Annotated in this window: 14 protein-coding genes; 3 read left to right on the plus strand and 11 right to left on the minus strand. The window is 37.1% G+C overall.

Annotation, left to right across the window (positions count from 1 at the left end):
* Positions 1–198 precede the first annotated feature (198 nt).
* From hisS to KQI83_RS07660, 5 genes are all read right to left on the minus strand, one after another.
* The gene (gene hisS / locus KQI83_RS07640) at positions 199–1,446 is read right to left on the minus strand and encodes a histidine--tRNA ligase (protein ID WP_216556280.1); all 1,248 of its coding nucleotides are present in this window, start codon (positions 1,444–1,446) and stop codon (positions 199–201) included.
* A gap of 119 nt (positions 1,447–1,565) precedes the next feature.
* Positions 1,566–3,113: a coproporphyrinogen dehydrogenase HemZ gene (gene hemZ, locus KQI83_RS07645; RefSeq protein WP_216556283.1), complete on the minus strand. Its 1,548-nt coding sequence runs from the start codon at positions 3,111–3,113 to the stop codon at positions 1,566–1,568.
* Between the two features lie 24 nt (positions 3,114–3,137).
* The gene (locus KQI83_RS07650; RefSeq protein WP_216556286.1) at positions 3,138–3,767 is read right to left on the minus strand and encodes an MBL fold metallo-hydrolase; all 630 of its coding nucleotides are present in this window, start codon (positions 3,765–3,767) and stop codon (positions 3,138–3,140) included.
* Between the two features lie 3 nt (positions 3,768–3,770).
* Positions 3,771–6,101, minus strand: coding sequence for a RelA/SpoT family protein (locus tag KQI83_RS07655; RefSeq protein WP_216556289.1), 2,331 nt, complete (start codon positions 6,099–6,101; stop codon positions 3,771–3,773).
* Between the two features lie 75 nt (positions 6,102–6,176).
* Positions 6,177–7,091 carry a GNAT family N-acetyltransferase gene (locus tag KQI83_RS07660; protein ID WP_216556293.1) on the minus strand — a complete coding sequence of 305 codons (915 nt, stop codon included), beginning with the start codon at positions 7,089–7,091 and terminating at the stop codon, positions 6,177–6,179.
* Between the two features lie 282 nt (positions 7,092–7,373).
* Between KQI83_RS07660 and pckA the strand changes: the two genes are divergently transcribed.
* Together pckA and KQI83_RS07670 are read left to right on the plus strand one after the other, a co-directional pair.
* The gene (pckA, locus tag KQI83_RS07665) at positions 7,374–8,978 is read left to right on the plus strand and encodes a phosphoenolpyruvate carboxykinase (ATP) (protein ID WP_216556296.1); all 1,605 of its coding nucleotides are present in this window, start codon (positions 7,374–7,376) and stop codon (positions 8,976–8,978) included.
* A 168-nt stretch (positions 8,979–9,146) separates the two neighbouring features.
* Positions 9,147–9,887, plus strand: a complete 741-nt coding sequence (locus KQI83_RS07670) for a Bax inhibitor-1/YccA family protein (RefSeq protein WP_216556298.1) — start codon at positions 9,147–9,149, stop codon at positions 9,885–9,887.
* Between the two features lie 156 nt (positions 9,888–10,043).
* Here KQI83_RS07670 and KQI83_RS07675 read toward each other — a convergent pair whose 3' ends face one another.
* A complete protein-coding gene (locus tag KQI83_RS07675) occupies positions 10,044–11,597 on the minus strand; it encodes an ABC-F family ATP-binding cassette domain-containing protein (RefSeq protein WP_216556301.1) in 1,554 nt (517 codons plus the stop codon).
* Between the two features lie 370 nt (positions 11,598–11,967).
* Here KQI83_RS07675 and asnA point away from each other — a divergent pair, with 370 nt between their 5' ends.
* Positions 11,968–12,978, plus strand: a complete 1,011-nt coding sequence (gene asnA, locus KQI83_RS07680) for an aspartate--ammonia ligase (RefSeq protein ID WP_216556303.1) — start codon at positions 11,968–11,970, stop codon at positions 12,976–12,978.
* A gap of 113 nt (positions 12,979–13,091) precedes the next feature.
* On the opposite strand, the gene KQI83_RS07685 is transcribed toward asnA, so the two are convergent.
* The 5 genes from KQI83_RS07685 to dapB are packed head-to-tail and all read right to left on the minus strand — an operon-like array spanning position 13,092 to position 18,909.
* Positions 13,092–15,440, minus strand: coding sequence for an ABC transporter permease (locus KQI83_RS07685; protein ID WP_216556306.1), 2,349 nt, complete (start codon positions 15,438–15,440; stop codon positions 13,092–13,094).
* An 11-nt stretch (positions 15,441–15,451) separates the two neighbouring features.
* On the minus strand, positions 15,452–16,213 hold the full coding sequence (locus tag KQI83_RS07690; protein WP_216556309.1) for an ABC transporter ATP-binding protein: 762 nt from the start codon (positions 16,211–16,213) through the stop codon (positions 15,452–15,454).
* 48 nt (positions 16,214–16,261) lie between these two features.
* Positions 16,262–17,437 (minus strand): HAMP domain-containing sensor histidine kinase, encoded by a 1,176-nt coding sequence (locus KQI83_RS07695; RefSeq protein WP_216556312.1) that lies wholly within the window; start codon positions 17,435–17,437, stop codon positions 16,262–16,264.
* Positions 17,434–18,135 carry a response regulator transcription factor gene (locus KQI83_RS07700; RefSeq protein WP_216556315.1) on the minus strand — a complete coding sequence of 234 codons (702 nt, stop codon included), beginning with the start codon at positions 18,133–18,135 and terminating at the stop codon, positions 17,434–17,436. Before KQI83_RS07700 ends, KQI83_RS07695 begins: the two co-directional genes overlap by 4 nt.
* A gap of 12 nt (positions 18,136–18,147) precedes the next feature.
* Positions 18,148–18,909: a 4-hydroxy-tetrahydrodipicolinate reductase gene (gene dapB / locus KQI83_RS07705; RefSeq protein WP_216556318.1), complete on the minus strand. Its 762-nt coding sequence runs from the start codon at positions 18,907–18,909 to the stop codon at positions 18,148–18,150.
* Between the last annotated feature and the right edge of the window lies 1 nt (position 18,910).

The following is an 18,910-nucleotide window of genomic DNA, read 5'->3' on the forward strand; positions in this document are numbered from 1 at the left end:
CTTTGGTATGAAAACTATATGGTACTGGCATTTCCAGCGAACATGTGATAAACTTTGATTGTCCATTAAGGACCGCCTCCTTTGTTTTGAGATTGGCTTGCGATACCTTTCTCATTGTAGCACAGGAGGCTTTTTATCGTTATCCTACACGCTACTGCTTACTCCATTCACCCCAGCATAGCTGGGGGATTAGGTTTTTCATTTAAAAAATTCCACAAACTCTGTATAGCCTTCTTTGGTAAGCTGCTCTTTTTGGAACTTCTTATTCTTATTCATGCGTACCACTAATACCTGTACACCATTCTTTCTTTCTTCCTGTGCCTGTCCGATTACATCACAAAGCTTCTCTCCCGGATATCCTTTTTCGATTAAGTAAGCCTTCTTCTGTGCCTGTCCCGGAATCTGGAAACCACTTTCTAAAAGTAACAACACAATTCGCTCAAATCCAATGGAAAATCCACAAGCCGGAACGTCTTTTCCGGTAAAGTTTCCAATCATCTTGTCGTAACGTCCACCGCCACCGCAGCTTCCACCAAACTCCGGCATAGCAATTTCAAAAATTGTTCCGGTATAATAAGACATTCCACGAACCAATGTAGGATCAAATACCAGCTCAAAATCAGCGGTTTTCGTAGCAGTTACACTTGTTACTATTTCCTGTAAATTCTGTTCTACTTCTGGTTCTAAGAATCCTTCTAACTCTTTTGCTAAGTATGCAATTCCATCTTCTGCATCTTCTACTCCCTTAAATAAATCAAGGTATTTATCAATAGATTCCTTAGCAAATCCTTCTTTTTCCAACTCTTCTGCCACGCCCTCTATTCCGATTTTATCCATCTTGTCTAAAATAATAAATACGGTATCATAAGATTCTTCTGAAAATCCACTATAAGCTGCCATTGCTTTCAGAATTCTTCTCTCATTGATACGAATTTGAAAATTTTTGAAGCCTAACTTTCCAAGTGTGGTTGTAGTTGCAAGAATCAATTCAATTTCTGCTAAATTACTTGGTTCCCCTAAAATATCGATGTCACACTGCATAAACTGACGATAACGTCCTCTCTGTGGACGATCTGCACGCCATACATTTCCCATCTGTAATGCCTTAAAAGGAGAAGGTAAGTTATTTGCATTGTTAGAATAAAATCTTGACAATGGAAGTGTTAAATCATAACGCATTCCAAAATCTACTACATCTGCTTCTTCCTTCGCAGTCTCTAAATTTAACTTTTCTCCTCTTTTTAATACTTTAAAAATAAGCTTTTCATTTTCTCCACCTTGTTTACTGCTTAAGTTTGAGATATTTTCCATACAAGGTGTCTCAATCTGTGTAAAGCCAAAACTACGATATGTTTCTTTGATTACACTCATTACATAATCTCTTATTTGCATTTCCTCCGGTAAAATATCCTTCATTCCATTTACCGGCTTTTTTGCTAATGCCATAACTTTTCCTCCACTTTCTAATTTCATGTATAGCTTTTTCATCTATGTTATTTCATATATACTATCTTCATTACACTATCTTATTGTAATTTTTCATATACGTTATTTTATACATGCCTTTATTTCATATACAAGGCAAAACTTTCACGTTTTCTTTCAATCATTTCATCAATACGCTCTAAATAATTTTTGATGTCTTTTACGTTTTCTACACGTTCAATCCGTTTTCCATGGTCAAATACATACTTTGTGGATGCACCTGCACCAAGTGCCATTATAGACTGTTTTTCTTCCATAATCAAGATATTATAAATTCCTGCTTTTCCGGGCTTAGCATATCCCACATTTTCAAAATTACCAGCCATATTTTTCTGTCGATAAAGGTAATACGGTTCCATTCCCATTGTTTTCGCATATTGCGCCGTTAAATCTATGGTTTCCCAGCTATTATAAATATGCATATCTGCGTGTTCATCCCGGAACATACGAAGTCTTGCTGCACGTTTAATTGCAAGGGAATGTACTGTCAGGTTATCCGGATCTAACTCTTTTATTTTCTCCATAGTATTTTTTACATCTGAAAGCTGTTCCTCCGGAAGCCCCACAATTAAATCCATATTAATATTGTCAAATCCTAACTTTCTTGCCAACTGAAAGCTCTCAATGGTTTGCTGTACTGTATGATGTCTGCCGATAAAGTCCAATGTTTCCTGCTTCATGGTCTGTGGATTAATGGAAATCCTTGAAATATCATGTTTTCTAAGTACTGCCAGCTTTTCTTCTGTAATGCTGTCCGGTCTCCCTGCTTCTACGGTATATTCCAAAACTCCCGAAAAGTCAAAACTTTCTTCTACCTTTGTCAGCAATCTGTCCAACTGCTGGGCTGTCAGTGTAGTTGGCGTTCCCCCTCCAATATAAATGGTATTTAATACCCTGTCTTTACACGCCTCAGCGGTAAAATCAATTTCCTTTTCTAACGCATCTAAGTATGCATCTGCCTGATTCTTCCATATTCCAATAGGAAAAGAAGAAAAAGAACAATACAAACAGATACTTGGACAAAATGGAATTCCTATATAAAGACTATATCCCTTTTCGTAATCTATTTTCTTTAAAAGTTCTAATTCCCTTTTTGCAATATCAATGCTCAGGCTCGTCTTTTCCTCTGATGCATAATACGTTTCTTTCATATATTGATGTATCTCAGCTTCTGTTTTTCCTTCTTCTAGCATTGCCATGGGAATCTTGGTCGGACGAATTCCGGTTAATGTTCCCCATGGTAACTCTTTTTTAGTATATTTTACAAGCATTTGATACAAGGTCTGTTTTAATTTATTTTTCGTTTCTTTTCGATTAGAAAAGTCAACTAGAACCTCCGCCTGCGCCTGTTGTTTCTTTTCTCCTGCTTCGATTTTCCAAATTTCAAAGTGGATTTTATCTGTAGACTCCTGTGATTGTTCTTTTTCCTGAGCAGGTACAGCTTTTTCATTGCTACCTGCATAAATATAAGAAACCTCCATTTGAAACAGAGGTGTTCTTTCTTCTTCTAATTCTTTTATTTTTTCTGTATCTGCAAATACTTTTACATCCTCTTTATCATAAAATGCTTTTACCAGAGAATGAATATCGTACTCAAAATTTGCTTCACTTAACTGAACGGTTATCATAAAACTTCTCTTTTCCTAAAACTTCTATACAAATGGGTTGTACATCTTTTCTGTTCCTATGGTAGTCTGAGACATATGTCCCGGATATACTCTTACATCCTCTGGTAGACACAAAAGTTTTTCACGAACAGAACGAATTAAGCCGGACGCACTCCCTCCCGGAAAATCTGTTCTTCCAACTGATTCGCAAAACAGCGTATCTCCGCTAAATAAGATCTTCTGTTCTTCAAAATAGTAACAACAGCCTCCCGGTGTATGTCCCGGTGTAAACAATACTTTTATCTTGCATCCGATTAATTCTAATACTTCATCATCCTTCAAAAATACATCTGCGTGAAATACCTTTGGCGTTCCAAATGCCCCTGTCAGATTAATACGGGCATCTGCAAGTGTTTCTTTTTCTGCCTCATGGACATAGATTTTTATGCCATATTTTTTTGCAAGCTCTTCTGCTGCACTGGCATGGTCTAAATGTCCATGTGTTAATAAAATAGCCACCGGCTTTAACTGCTCCTTGTCGATATTGGTAGCAAGCATAGGTGCATTATCGCCCGGATCTACAATTAACATTTCCTTTGTATCTGCATTTGTCACAAAATAGCAATTTGTTCCAAAATCACTTACTACATAACTTTTTACTTTTATTTCTGCCATGCATTAACCTCTTGTTCTTTCTATATCAATGACACTTTCTACCTGACGAATTTTTTCTACCAATGAATTTAATTCTTCTTTTCCCTTGGTTCCAAATGCCAGCGTTATGGTTGCAATTCCCTGTTTACTTGTGGAAGAATGGATTGCATTAATATCAATCTGGCGTTCTGTAAATATCTTTGTAATATCTACCAAAAGTCCGGTACGGTTGTTTCCATATATCTTAATTTCTGCCATGTAACGGCTATTCTGACCTTCCGTTGTCTGCCACTCAGCTTCAATGAGTCGTGCTCTATCCATATCGGAAAGATTAATAATATTAATACAATCTGTTCTGTGAATGGAAATTCCTCGTCCTCTGGTAACAAATCCAACAATTTCGTCTCCCGGCACAGGTGCACAACAACGAGAAAAACGAACTGCCATATCATCAATTCCCTTGACCACAATTCCGCTCTTTGACTTGCCACGTTTTCCCTTTTGATTTCCTTCTGCCGGTCCTGCTACAGCACTTCCACTACCTACATTTTCCAGAATATCTTCATCTGTGACTTCCTTCTTATGGTCTAACTGGTAGTATTCCAACATTTTATTGATAATCTGACCTTCTTTTAATCCTCCGTGTCCTATGGCAGCCAATGCAGATTCCCAATCACGGAATCCATATTTTCGCATAATACGGCTTTGATACTTCGGTTGATTTAATTCCGGCCAATTAATTCCCTTTGATTTACAATACTGGGTAATAACTTCTTTTCCCTTGGAAATATTTTCTTCCTTAAATTCACTGCGGAACCACTGGTTAATCTTATTTTTTGCCTGAGTACTTTTTACAATATTTAACCAGTCTCTGCTTGGTCCCTTGGAGTTCTGGGAAGTTAATATCTCAACTCTGTCACCATTTTGAATTACATAGTCGATATTTACCAACTTACCATTTACCTTGGCACCAATCATTTTATTACCAACTGCGGAATGAATGCTATACGCAAAGTCAATGGGATTAGACCCATTTGGCAGATTCTTTACATCTCCGGATGGAGTAAAGCAAAATACAGTGTCCGAGAACAAGTCCAAATCACTTTTCAAAAGGCTCATAAATTCCTTGTTATCTGACATATCACGCTGCCATTCCAATATCTGACGCAGCCAGCTTAACTTTTCTTCTTCTGACTTTGTGGTAGAAACCACACCACCGTTATTGGCTGCTTCCTTATACTTCCAATGGGCAGCAATACCATATTCCGCGGTACGATGCATCTCTACCGTACGAATCTGTATTTCAAATGGCTGTCCGGTTGGTCCAATCAAAGTAGTATGAAGTGACTGGTACATGTTTGGCTTTGGCATAGCAATATAATCCTTGAAACGCCCCGGAATCGGCTTATACATTTCATGGATCACACCTAATGCCGCATAACAGTCCTTTACAGAATTTACGATAATACGAATCGCAAATAAATCATATATCTGGTCGATGGTCTTATCCTGATTTACCATTTTCTTGTAAATACTGAAAAAGTGTTTTGCACGACCATCTATTTTTGCTTCAATTCCCGCTCTTTCAATATGCTGTTTTACTTCCTCTACTAAACGTTCAATATATTCTTCTCGTACATTTTTACGAATAGCAACTTTTTCCACCAAGTCATAATATGCCTCAGGCTCTAAATATTTTAAAGACAAATCGTCTAATTCAATCTTAATTTTAGAAATACCAAGACGCTGTGCAATCGGCGCATAAATATCCATCGTCTCTCTTGCCTTTTCTTTTTGCTTTTCCGGCTTCATATACTTCAGAGTACGCATATTATGCAGACGGTCTGCCAATTTAATTAAAATAACACGAATATCTTTTGCCATGGCAAGAAACATTTTACGAAGATTTTCTGCCTGTACTTCTACCTTGTCCGCATCATAAGATAACTGTCCTAACTTGGTAACTCCATCTACCAAAAGTGCCACTTCTTCGCCAAATTCTGCTGCTATTTCTTCCTCGGTCATTACAGTATCTTCGACTACATCATGGAGAATACCTGCTACAATTGTCTCCTTATCCAGCTCTAATTCAGCCAGAATAATGGCAACACAAAGAGGATGAATAATATACGCTTCACCTGATTTTCGCACCTGTCCTTTATGGGCATCATCTGCTGTCTTATATGCTTTTTCAATCAAAGAAATATCCGCTGAGGGATGATATTTCTTTACACTTGCAATCAACTCATTATATAAACTCTCAGGACTTACAAACTCCTTTGTTGGTTTAATATGTTCTGTCTGCATTGCAATTTCTTCTTGTTCTTCTAACTGAATCTTATTCTTGTCTTCCATCTGCACTTCTCCATCGCACTTTCTCGTCTTACTCTATGGTTTTTCTTATTAATACTAAATTATAAGTAATTTTGTCTAAAATTGCAATGTTTTCGTGTATCTTTGCATTGTCTTTTCCTGAATCTCTACTTCTTCCTTCCATGTAAAATCCAGCTTTTCTACCACATGCACGGATTTTACATTCTCCTTTTGTATGAGACAATTTATCATTTCAAATTCGGTTGCTTCTGCTGCGTACTGCAAAATCCCATCACACACTTCGGTTGCATAGCCCTGATTTTGGTAGTTTTTTCCTATCATATATCCCATTTCCAAAGCCGGTTCTCCATGTAAGTCTATATTGTTGAGCCCTGCTCTTCCTATTATTTTTCCTGTTTCTTTTTCTATTACAAGCCACATGCCATAACCATAAAAACGATACATATTGTTAATGTAAGCTTTGGTATATTCTTCCTCTTTTTCCCTGTCTTCATACAAACCTTCCATATATTGTGTGATTTCAGGGTCTTGATATAAACGATATAAATCATCTAAATCCTCCAGTGTCATCTCACGAAGAAAGCATCGGTCGGTTTCAATGACTGTCCATGGAATCCCATGTTGTCTTTGATATATTCGTTCCAAAAAGAAAAAATCTACCTCGTCAAATCCTTCTACCAACACTTCTGCCTGAAATAATTCCTGTTTTCCACAAACAGGATTGAGATATCCAATGCTTGCAACGTTCATATTCTGTATGATTCCCAATGTTTTATCTGTGGCTGCTATCATCAAACAATTTTCTTCCTTTAAATTATGTAGTTCTAAAATCACCTTTAGCTTTTCCGGCGTATCTGCCTGAAACATATCTATGTTTATAATTTGTACATTATACCGATATAAACCATCTAACAATTCCGTAAGCCCGTCTTCCATTACAAACCGCTCTATATCCTCTTCTTTTGCAATATTTAGCTCTTGTAAAGAAATAATCAGTCCCGAAAGTTCCATTTTTTCATCCCTTCATTTTCCACTTATATACTATAAAAAGTACCCTTTACGAGTTTCTCAAATTATAACCAGCGGGTTTATTTCTGTCAACATACCCCTATATTTTTTATAAATGCATAAAAAAAATCAATTAGTTTTTATTGATTTTATTACCTATTTATGTATAATATTTTAATAAGGGAAGTAGAGATACTTCAATTTTATTGCATGGATATCGTAAACACCTGTATTTTCAGGTGATTATCATATTTACAATTATAAGGAAAAGAGGTTAAATGTAAGATGGCAAAAATCGATTTAAGCAAGTATGGCATTTCTGGAACTACTGAAGTTGTGTACAACCCTTCTTATGAAATGTTATTCGAAGAAGAAACAAAACCTGAATTAGAAGGCTTTGAAAAAGGACAAGTAAGTGAATTAGGTGCAGTTAATGTAATGACTGGTATCTACACTGGTCGTTCACCTAAAGACAAATTTATCGTTGTAGACGAAAATTCAAAAAATACTGTATGGTGGACTTCTGATGAATACAAAAACGACAACCATCCTGCTACTCAGGAAGCTTGGAAGGCAGTAAAAGACATCGCAATTAAAGAACTTTCTAATAAGAGACTTTTCGTTGTAGATGCTTTCTGCGGTGCAAACAAAGATACTCGTATGGCAATCCGTTTTATCGTTGAAGTAGCATGGCAGGCTCACTTTGTTACAAATATGTTCATCAAACCTACCGAAGAAGAACTTAAAGATTTTGAGCCAGATTTCGTTGTTTACAATGCTTCCAAAGCAAAAGTTGAAAACTACAAAGAATTAGGTTTGAACTCTGAAACTGCTGTAATGTTCAACATTACAAGCAAAGAACAGGTTATCGTTAATACATGGTACGGCGGAGAAATGAAGAAAGGTATGTTCTCTATGATGAACTACTTCTTACCATTAAAGGGTATGGCTTCTATGCACTGCTCTGCAAACACAGATTTAAATGGCGAGAACACAGCTATCTTCTTCGGACTTTCCGGAACAGGTAAAACAACACTTTCTACTGATCCAAAGCGTCTCTTAATCGGTGATGATGAACACGGTTGGGATGACAACGGTGTATTTAACTTTGAAGGTGGATGCTACGCAAAAGTTATCAATCTGGACAAAGATTCTGAACCAGATATCTACAATGCAATCAAACGCAATGCACTTCTTGAAAATGTATCTTTAGATGCAAACGGAAAGATTGATTTTGCTGATAAGAGCGTAACAGAAAATACTCGTGTATCTTATCCAATCGATCACATTAAAAACATTGTTCGTCCAATTTCCTCTGCACCAGCAGCTAAGAACGTAATCTTCTTGTCCGCAGATGCATTCGGTGTATTACCACCTGTATCTATTCTGACACCAGAACAGACACAGTACTACTTCTTATCTGGATTCACAGCAAAACTTGCCGGTACAGAACGTGGTATCACAGAACCTACACCAACTTTCTCTGCATGCTTCGGTCAGGCATTCTTGGAATTACATCCTACAAAATATGCAGAAGAACTTGTTAAGAAAATGCAAAAGAGCGGTGCTAAGGCATACTTAGTAAATACCGGATGGAACGGAACCGGAAAACGTATCTCCATCAAAGATACTCGTGGTATCATCGATGCTATCTTAAATGGTAATATCTTAAACGCACCTACAAAGAAAATTCCATTCTTCAACTTTGAAGTTCCTACTGAACTTACAGGTGTAGATACTAATATCCTTGATCCTAGAGATACATATGCAGATGCTTCTGAATGGGAAACAAAGGCAAAAGACTTAGCTGACAGATTCATCAAGAACTTTGCAAAATATGAAGGAAATGAAGCAGGAAAAGCTTTAGTTTCTGCTGGTCCTCAGAAATAATTCTGATATTGATATTTCAGAAAGTATTTACAAAAAGGAGTTGCAATTATGCAACTCCTTTTTAGTACTCTTTTCCTAATATTCAAGTTCTTATTTGCTATTTTACTAATAATATGTTACACTTTTTCTTGTACTTAAATATTCAGTTATAGAAAGGAGTTAGTTATTATGGAGTATAACAACCAGAACAACTACAATACAACACCGTCATATAACTATGACGCTGACACAAACACACAGCAACAACAAGGATTAAAAGCTATTTTATGTGAAGAGGTAGTTCTTAAATCTTTCCTTTTCATGGTAGGTGCACTGTTAATTACAGCATGTGCTGCATTAACAATTTCACCATATGCTGCACTTCGCTTACTTAGTGGCGGTTCTTTTTATGTTATTGTCGCAGCAGAACTTGGTATTGTAATCGCATCTAACTTTGCATTACGCAAAAATAATGCTATCTTAGCCGGTATATTATTTACCGCCTATTCCTATTTGACAGGTGTAACACTTTCCATTATTTTCATGGTATACACCACAGCTTCTATTGTTACTATTTTCTTAACAACCGCAGCTATTTTTGCTATTATGGCAGTATATGGACTTGTTACAAAAACAGATTTGTCCAGAGTGGGAAATATTTTACTCATGGCATTAATCGGTATTATTATTATCAGCTTTGTAAATATCTTTCTCTTACATAGCAGTATGCTTGATACCGCAATCAGTGCCATCGGCGTTTTAATCTTCGTTGGTTTAACTGCTTACGATACACAGAAAATCAAGCGTATGGTTGCTGTTTCTAACAGCCAGAATGTGAATTCCTTAGCTCTCTTTGGTGCTTTTGAATTATACCTTGACTTTATCAATCTATTCTTAAAATTGTTAAGTCTGCTTGGTAAGAGAAAATAAAAATAAGAATAAGAATAACGAATAAGCCCTCATATGAGAAACGTTTACTTAACCTTTCTCATATGAGGGTTCTTTTTATATAAATGCGATTTCTTCCACACAAAAAACACTTTTGCACCTTTCCCATATGAGGGTTCTTTTTATATCTTTAATCTTCTATGCCAACAGAGAATATTCCTCCATATTCCATATCTGGTCCACCACATCCTGATAAAATTCCGGTTCATGGCACACCAACAAAATAGCTCCCTTATACTCCTTGAGTGCTCGTTTCAACTCCTCTTTTGCATCCACATCCAAGTGGTTCGTTGGCTCGTCTAACAATAACACATTTGTCTCCACATTTAACAGCTTGCATAACCTTACTTTCGCCTGCTCACCTCCGCTTAACACCTTGACTTTACTCTCAATATGCTTTGTAGTAAGTCCGCACTTTGCCAAGGCTGAACGCACTTCATATTGATTATAGGATGGGAAAGTCTCCCAAATCTCTTCAATACAACTATTTTCACTAGCTGGCATTTCCTGTTCAAAATATCCCGGATATAAATAGTCTCCTAATTGTGCCTTTCCCGATAATGCCGGAATAATTCCAAGAACACTCTTTAAAAACGTGGACTTTCCAATTCCATTGGTTCCTACAATCGCAATCTTCTCTCCCCGTTCCATTCGCAGATTCATTGGCTTTGACAATGGTCTGTCCTTTTCATATCCAATCACAAGATCCGTAGTTTCAAAAATAACCTTTCCGGCAGCTCGTGCATTTTTAAAGAAAAACTCCGGTTTTGGACGTTCTGCTGCTAATTCGATTACATCCATTTTATCTAATTTCTTCTGTCTGGACATTGCCATATTTCTGGTTGCTACTCTTGCCTTATTTCGTGCTACGAAATCTTTCAAATCTTCGATTTCTTTCTGCTGTTTTCGATAAGCTGCTTCCATTTGTGCTTTTTTCATGGCATACACTTCCTGGAACTTATCATAGTCTCCTACATAACGAGTCAACTCCTGATTTTCCATATGATAAATAATATTTACCACACTGTTTAAAAATGGAATATCATGAGAAATCAAAATAAACGCATTCTCGTAATCCAGCAAATAACGTTTTAACCACTCAATATGATTTTCATCTAAATAGTTGGTAGGCTCGTCCAATAACAAAATATCCGGCTTTTCTAATAATAATTTTGCCAATAGAACTTTGGTTCTTTGTCCACCACTTAACTCCGTGACATCTGTATCAAGTCCCAAGTCCATTACTCCTAAGGCTCTTGCAACTTCTTCCACCTTGGTATCTATAATATAAAAATCATGTTGCTCTAACAGTTCCTGCATGGTTCCTGTTTCTTCTAATAAACGATTCATCTCCTCCTCGTCTACTTCACCCATTTTCGCAAACATACTGTTCATTTCCGCTTCCATATCATATAAGAAAGAAAAGGCACTGTGCAAAACATCTCCAATGGTCATTCCCTTTTCCAATACCGTATGCTGGTCTAAATATCCCGCACGAACATTTTTTGCCCACTCTACTTTTCCTTCATCCGGTTGCAGCTTTCCTGTTACAATATTCATAAAGGTAGATTTTCCTTCTCCGTTGGCTCCTACTAAGCCAATATGCTCTCCCTTTAACAATCGAAAGGATACATCATTAAAAATCGCTCTGTCTCCAAATCCATGGGTTAAATTTTTAACATCTAAAATCATATTGTTTCCTCATTTTCATCCTTATTGTTATGCTCTTTATTGTACAGGGTATCCGGTTTCTTTTCAACCATTGATTTATTTCCTTCACTATATATAAGTTTTTGAAATTTTTCTTGCATTTTTAATTATTTATGTTTTTTTAATTATTTATATTTTTTCTGCAATAGCTACACTTTGGGACTTTACTGTGAAAAATTATGTTTTTTGTTTGTTTATTATTGAAAAAAGATTTACACAAGTATATAATTGGATAGAGAAAAGAATAAGTTTGGGATTTTGCAATGTAATGTCCTCCTAGCGCATACGCGCTGGGAGCTTCTGATACTAGTCTATTCCATTGCAAAACCCCCACTAAATCAAGGAGCACATTATGGATCAATTAATCATACCAAAGAATTATCATTCAGAATTGGACTTACATGACACACAGATTGCCATTAAGACCGTAAAAGACTTTTTCCAAAACCTGCTTTCTTTACGTTTAAACTTACAGCGTGTATCTGCTCCACTGTTTGTTGACCCGGAATCTGGTTTAAATGACAACTTAAACGGCGTTGAACGCCCAGTTACTTTTGGCATTAAAGAACAAAATGAAAAGCCGGCTGAAATTGTTCATTCTTTAGCCAAATGGAAACGTTATGCATTGAAAAAATATGGTTTTTCCATGGGTGAAGGACTTTACACCGACATGAACGCTATCCGTCGTGATGAAGACACGGATAATACCCATTCTATTTTTGTAGACCAGTGGGATTGGGAAAAAATCATTTCCAAAAAAGATAGAAACTTAGACTACTTAAAAGAAACCGTTCGTACTGTATACAAGGTTTTACGCAAAACGGAAAAGTATATGGCTATCCAATACGACTACATAGAGGAAATTCTTCCACACGATATTTTCTTTGTTACTACACAGGAATTGGAAGATATGTTCCCTGATTATACCCCAAAAGAACGTGAATACTATATTACTCAGGCAAAGGGTGCCGTATGTATTTTACAGATTGGTGACACTTTAGAATCAGGTGAGCCTCACGATGGTCGTGCTCCAGACTATGATGATTGGACTTTAAATGCAGATATTGTTGTATACTATCCACTTCTTGACATAGCTTTGGAACTCTCTTCTATGGGAATCCGTGTAGATAAAAAAGCACTGCTTAGTCAGTTAGATAAGGCTGGTTGCCCGGAACGCGCAGAGCTTCCATTCCAGAAGGCAGTTATCAAAGAAGAGTTGCCTTATACCATCGGTGGTGGAATTGGACAATCCCGTATCTGTATGTTCTTCCTTCGTAAGGCACATATCGGTGAAGTTCAGTCTTCCCTGTGGCCGGAGGACGTTGTAAAAGAAGCTGAGGCAAACGGAATTCAACTATTATAATTATTTTTACATAAGGAACAAAACAGAGAAGCAAATCATTTCTGATTTGCTTCTCTGTTTTTCTTTTATTTACGCAAGTTTCTCATAGTTTTACATGTTCTTTTATGGCACCATTATTCTGAAATCAGCACTCGCGGTTGCACTTTCTTTATTTCCCCCGCTTTCCAATAAGAGAATAAGAAAAACACCACTGTCATCATTCCAATTGGTACAAGTACAGACATCCATACTATTTCTGTCTCTATATGACTGATTCCTACATAAGAAAGTAACCATGCGAAACACTGATTCATTAATAAAAGCGTTAAAATCACTCCTAACCCACTTCCCAGCAAGGATACTATCATAAAGCGCAGTGCAAACTGTAATCGCAAGTTTCTGGCTGTAAAGCCCATTGCCTTATAAATGCCGTAGTCTTGGCGTTCCTTTGCAAATATCTTTCCACATACCAGTGAGATTACCACTAGTGCAAAGATAATTGCTATCATATATACCAGTACAGATAATGCCTTCACTGCCGAAACGATACTAGACATCTCATTAAAGCCTCTTTCTGCCGTTACCATTAATTTTGTGCCATAGACTTCATTTAATTTTTCGGCAATCTCCTTTGCCTTTTCTCCATTTTTCAGGCAATATGCCTCTCCTAAACTTTGGCTTCCAATACGAAGATACCCCGCTTTACTCATAGCAAAATTACTTCCCATATCATTGGCACACTGATAAATACCGGAAATTATATATTCCTCACTTTTGTCATTTGCTGCAATCGTTACTGTATCCCCTATTTGGAGATTTAAATCTTTTGCAACAAACTCTGTTATCAATATTTCATTATCATATCGGCAAGTTCTACCTTGTAAAACACTTCCAATTTCTTCCGGGGCTTCACAAACAAAACACATCATCTGACATCCGTCCATCATAAGATAAACGTTCTGAATCTGATATTTTTTCTCTATCTTAGAATAACTTTGTATGGTATTTTCTACCTCCCCTTGTATTTCCTCATTATAACAGTGCACCCACAGGTCATATTCTGTTGCATCAAATATACGAGAAAATTCACTACCATCTTCTCCCATCCAGTTGTCCATATGTCCCATCATAATCATGAAAAATACCAATAAGCCTGTAATCACTCCTACGCTGATATATTTCTTTCCGTTAGAGGTCAATTGGCGAAATGCCAGCCAGAAGGATATTCCTTTTTTTCTAATAGGTAATTCCACACGGCTGGAAAAATAAATATCCTCTTTTCCACCACAAATTGCCCTTACCGGAGTAATCTCTTTCAATTTTCGCAACTTTAACCAAATAAACAACATAAGAAATACCAAAACTCCTGCCAGTGCCATAACACAAGCGCCAAGTGCCAGGTGATTTGGCGTAAGTATTCCTACTACAGGCGTTGTAATCTGATTTACTATTCTTATTACAGGAATTGCAACAGGTATACCAAGAACTGCTCCTGCCAAGGCTCCCAACAAATATTGCAACATTAATATTATTTTTAATTTTCCTTGTGTAACTCCTACTGCTTTTAAAATACCCAGGTTTGCATATTCCATTTCAATGCTGCTACCAATACTGTGATTCATAATAATTAACGTAATAATCAACAATAGTGCAATAAATACCAAAAGACTTCCACTAAAAATACGAACCAGAATCAGCATATATCCCATTGCCTGACTTGTACCCATACTAATCCATGCATAGCCGCTTACCCCTGTATCTTTATTTAGCTCCTGTTGAAATTTTAAATAACTTAAATTACTGCTTTTTTTCTGAAAAATGTTTAGCACCATTCCTTCACTTATGGAATCTGCGCTTCCCTCCTGAATACTTTTTTGCATACTTTTCATATCATCATCACTGACAAGTACGGTTTTTATCCCCATCATACTGCTTCCCATAAAAGGATCTTCAAAAAATCCTTTTACGGTGTAATTTTCTGTATGCTTCATAAGCTTAACCGTTATAGTATCTCCTACCTTACAGTGATAAGAAGTACTGTAACAAATTGGCACATACAGCTCCCCTGCTTTTAATGCTTTTGGATTCTCGATATATCCGGTTCCGTTTTCATTAAAAATACGAAATTTCAGTTTTTCCGGCTGATATTGTTCTAACATCACACTGTTTCCATTGCTCTTACCATTAATTTCTTTAAAGTTTGCACAAATTGCCGGAATTACCTGTACCTTTTCCACCTGGTTATGTTCCTGTACCTTCTGTATCAACTCTTTTCCTTCTTCTTGCCCCATATTATCCATCATTACCAACATATCCCCAAACCCAACATATTTTAATGCTTCTTCATCACTTTTTTGGGAATTGATGCTTACCGTTAATACTGCTGTCATAGACAAGGATACAATGAACATCAAAATGAAAATTCCAATAAAACTACTTTTCTGGTGACGTATATTTGCCTTTAAAATCGTAATAATATCCATGTTGCCACCTCCTACCATTCCATAGAAGCAAGCCATGCATTAATCTGTGTCTCTCGATTTCTGGCTTCTTCCGGTGTATATGGTGGCAACTTCATTTCTCCTCCTATTTTTCCGTCTTCTAAGTATAGCAGGCGGTCTGCTCGAAGTGCTGCCCGCACATCATGGGTTACCATTAAAATACTCTGCCCTTCTCGATTCATTTCGGTCATTAAATCCAATACATCTTCTGTATTCTTTCGATTTAATGCTCCGGTAGGTTCATCTGCAAACAGTAATCCCGGTTCTGCAATGACTGCTCTTGCAATAGCTGCCCTTTGCGCTTCTCCACCGGACACCTGTGCTGGAAGCCTGTCCTTGGCGTGCAATACATTTACCTTTTCTAATAACTGCAATGCACGTTCCTTCACTTCTCCTGCATTCTTCTTTTTATTCATAAAACCTGGGACTGTTACATTTTCCATTAATGTCAGATTGCTGACTAAATGAATCTGCTGGAATACAAAGCCAAATTCCTCTGTTCGAAAGCGGGACATCTCCTTTTCCCCACATCCGCTGATTCTCTTTCCCTTGTAAAAAATTTCTCCCGCCGTAATACTGTCCATTCCACTAATACTATATAGCAAAGTGGACTTTCCGGCACCGGAAGCTCCCATGATTACGGTAAAGTCTCCCTGATATAAATCAAATGACACATGATTCAATATGTGATTCTGTTCTCCGTTATTTGCAAAGCTCTTGCACACATCCTTTGCGGATAATAAAATTTCACTCATTTTCTTCCTCCATCTTACCTTGATGGTTACAGTGTATCAAAATAAATATTAAGAAGTCTTTAAGAACAAAATCACTTCTAATCCATCACTACCGTTTTTTAACTCTACCTTTCCATCCATTTGTTCCATAATGTAGGACACAATATAAAGTCCCAGTCCTGCCCCCGGCTGATTTTCTATATTTTTTCCACGATAAAATTTTTCAAAAACAAATGGCACATCCTCTGGTGGAATTCCTTTTCCGCCATCTTTTACATGTATCTGGCATTGATTTTCTTCTTGTTCTATCCACAAACGTATTGGAGTTCCCGGTGCATATTTTCGGGCATTTGTGATAAGGTTCTCCAACACCTGTCCCAGACGTTTTCGGTCTGCCCAGATATTAATTTGAGAAATTTCTCCTATCATCTGTATTTTTTCAGTCTCCGATGTGATTTTCTCCTGTTGCCCCATTCCTTCTAACACTTCTTTTAAAAACGGTTTTAATGCTATCTCTTCTGATGTAATTTGTAACTTCTCTAAATCAGATAGGGAATGAAGGAATAAATCGTTGGTAAGTTTTGTTACTTCATCACACTTTTTCATAATAACAGACAGGTAACGATTTCTCCGCTCCGGTGACCTATCCATGTTTGCTTCTAACCCTTCTGCATAAGCACGAATAGACGCAATTGGTGTTTTTATGTCATGAGATAAAGTTGCTATCACCGTCTTATTATTTTCAATTGCCTCCTTCTCACAGGCTCGAGCCTTTATAATTTCTCGGCGCATATGGTCAAATGCCCAGGTAAATGCACCAAACAGATTGGTTCTGTGATAAGGAAGTTCTACCTCCAGATTTCCCTTTGCAATTTCCGTTGCATACTTTTCCAATTCCTCAAATGGGCGTAACATTACTATATAAAGATAAATACATACGCAGGCAATAAAAAGCGCACAAATTCCAAATATCTGAAGAACCATTTTCTGTTCTTCTTCCTTTTGTCCTTCCCCTTCCATCTGTCGCAAGTTTTCCTGCATATTGGAAATTTGTTCTTTTGCCGGACTTTTTCCATCTATTTCCGTCAATTTCTCAATTTCATTAAGTTCTAATATCTGCTCCCGATAAGAATGATTTTCTTCTCTATCCTGGATTTTCACAAAATATAATCCGGTAATACTTGCTAATATAACAAGAAAAACAGCCGCAATACACGCTGTTTTCCTCTTTACGCTCTTTCTCATTCTGCCATACCTCCCACTAGCATGTAACCAATGCCCCAAACAGTCTTTATATATTTGGGATTAGATGGATTCTCTTCTAATTTTTCCCGCAACCATCGAATATGTACTGCTACTGTAGATAATTCCACCTCGCTAAAGGTTCCCCAAACTTCCTGTAATAAGGTCTCTTTTTCCATACTTTCATTCATATGGGCTGCAAGACACACTAATAGATCAAATTCTTTTAAAGAAAGTTGCACCTTGTTCCCATTTCTGGTCACACTCCTGCTTTCTGTTAAAATGCAAATCTCTCTATTTTCTCCCAAATAATAGTTTTTCCCTTCTTCTTGAAATCCATAGGTACGTCGCATAAGGGAATTAATTCTGGACAACATTTCCTTCAGGGAGTATGGCTTTGCCAAATAATCATCTGCCCCTAAGTCAAGTCCTGTCACCTTATCATCTTCACTAGTTCTAGCACTTGCAAAAATAATGGGAATTGTGGAAATCTTACGCAATTCCTGACAAACTTCAAATCCACTGCTTTGGGGCAAATTAATATCCAGCAAAATAAGATGGTAGCTATTTGCTGCCATCTCTTCATATGCCTGTTCTGCTGACAGTGCAAGCGTTGTCTCATAGCCATAGTCCTCTAACATATCCTGCACTATCATAGATAAATCTTTATCATCATCCACGATTAAAATTTTTCTTTTCATTTGTTCTCCGCACTAACGAGCTGCAATCACATCGCTCATTTCGTATCTTCCCGCCGGCTTTCCTGCAAGGAACTTTGCAGCCTCTACAGCACCCTTTGCAAATACTGCCTTAGAGTATGCTGTATGCTTAAATTCAATCACTTCGTCTGTTCCTGCAAAAATTACTTCATGCTCTCCTACAATATTTCCACCTCTGACAGCCTGAATACCGATTTCATACTTGTCACGTTTCTTTCTTTCCTGACTTCTGTCATACTTGTAATTATATGCATTATCAAGAGCTTCATTGATGGAATCTGCAAGGGCAAGCGCTGTTCCACTTGGAGCATCCAACTTCTGATTATGGTGTTTTTCTACGATTTCCATATCAAATCCTGCCGGAGCTAAAATCTTAGCAGCCTTTTGAAGTAAATCCATTAACATATTGATTCCCAATGACATATTTGCAGATTTTAAAACTGCTACTTTCTTACTTGTTTCTTCTACCTTTTGCAACTGTTCTTCTGTAAGTCCTGTGGTACAAAGAACTACCGGAATTTGTTTTTCTATACTATATGCTAACAAATCATCTACTGCCGGTGCTGCTGCAAAATCTACAATTACATCTGCTTCTACATTGCACTCTCCGATTTTTGCAAATACCGGATAATCATTTTTCAATCCGGTATATGGATCGATTCCTGCTACAATTTCAATATTTTCGTCTTCCTTACAAATCCCTGTAATAACTTGTCCCATTTTGCCGTTACATCCGTGCATTATCATTCTTACCATG

It is taken from the genome of Roseburia sp. MSJ-14 (assembly GCF_018918225.1).
Lineage (GTDB): Bacteria > Bacillota > Clostridia > Lachnospirales > Lachnospiraceae > Petralouisia.

Bases quoted from the DNA above. Each gene is read 5' to 3' on its own strand.
- hisS (WP_216556280.1), bottom strand. From the start codon at position 1,446: ATGGCATTAGCAAAAAAGCCGGTAAATGGAATGAAGGATATTTTACCG.
- hemZ (WP_216556283.1), bottom strand. From the start codon at position 3,113: ATGATAACCGTTCAGTTAAGTGAAGCAAATTTTGAGTACGATATTCAT.
- KQI83_RS07650 (WP_216556286.1), bottom strand. From the start codon at position 3,767: ATGGCAGAAATAAAAGTAAAAAGTTATGTAGTAAGTGATTTTGGAACA.
- KQI83_RS07655 (WP_216556289.1), bottom strand. From the start codon at position 6,101: ATGGAAGACAAGAATAAGATTCAGTTAGAAGAACAAGAAGAAATTGCA.
- KQI83_RS07660 (WP_216556293.1), bottom strand. From the start codon at position 7,091: ATGGAACTTTCGGGACTGATTATTTCTTTACAAGAGCTAAATATTGCA.
- pckA (WP_216556296.1), top strand. From the start codon at position 7,374: ATGGCAAAAATCGATTTAAGCAAGTATGGCATTTCTGGAACTACTGAA.
- KQI83_RS07670 (WP_216556298.1), top strand. From the start codon at position 9,147: ATGGAGTATAACAACCAGAACAACTACAATACAACACCGTCATATAAC.
- KQI83_RS07675 (WP_216556301.1), bottom strand. From the start codon at position 11,597: ATGATTTTAGATGTTAAAAATTTAACCCATGGATTTGGAGACAGAGCG.
- asnA (WP_216556303.1), top strand. From the start codon at position 11,968: ATGGATCAATTAATCATACCAAAGAATTATCATTCAGAATTGGACTTA.
- KQI83_RS07685 (WP_216556306.1), bottom strand. From the start codon at position 15,440: ATGGATATTATTACGATTTTAAAGGCAAATATACGTCACCAGAAAAGT.
- KQI83_RS07690 (WP_216556309.1), bottom strand. From the start codon at position 16,213: ATGAGTGAAATTTTATTATCCGCAAAGGATGTGTGCAAGAGCTTTGCA.
- KQI83_RS07695 (WP_216556312.1), bottom strand. From the start codon at position 17,437: ATGAGAAAGAGCGTAAAGAGGAAAACAGCGTGTATTGCGGCTGTTTTT.
- KQI83_RS07700 (WP_216556315.1), bottom strand. From the start codon at position 18,135: ATGAAAAGAAAAATTTTAATCGTGGATGATGATAAAGATTTATCTATG.
- dapB (WP_216556318.1), bottom strand. From the start codon at position 18,909: ATGGTAAGAATGATAATGCACGGATGTAACGGCAAAATGGGACAAGTT.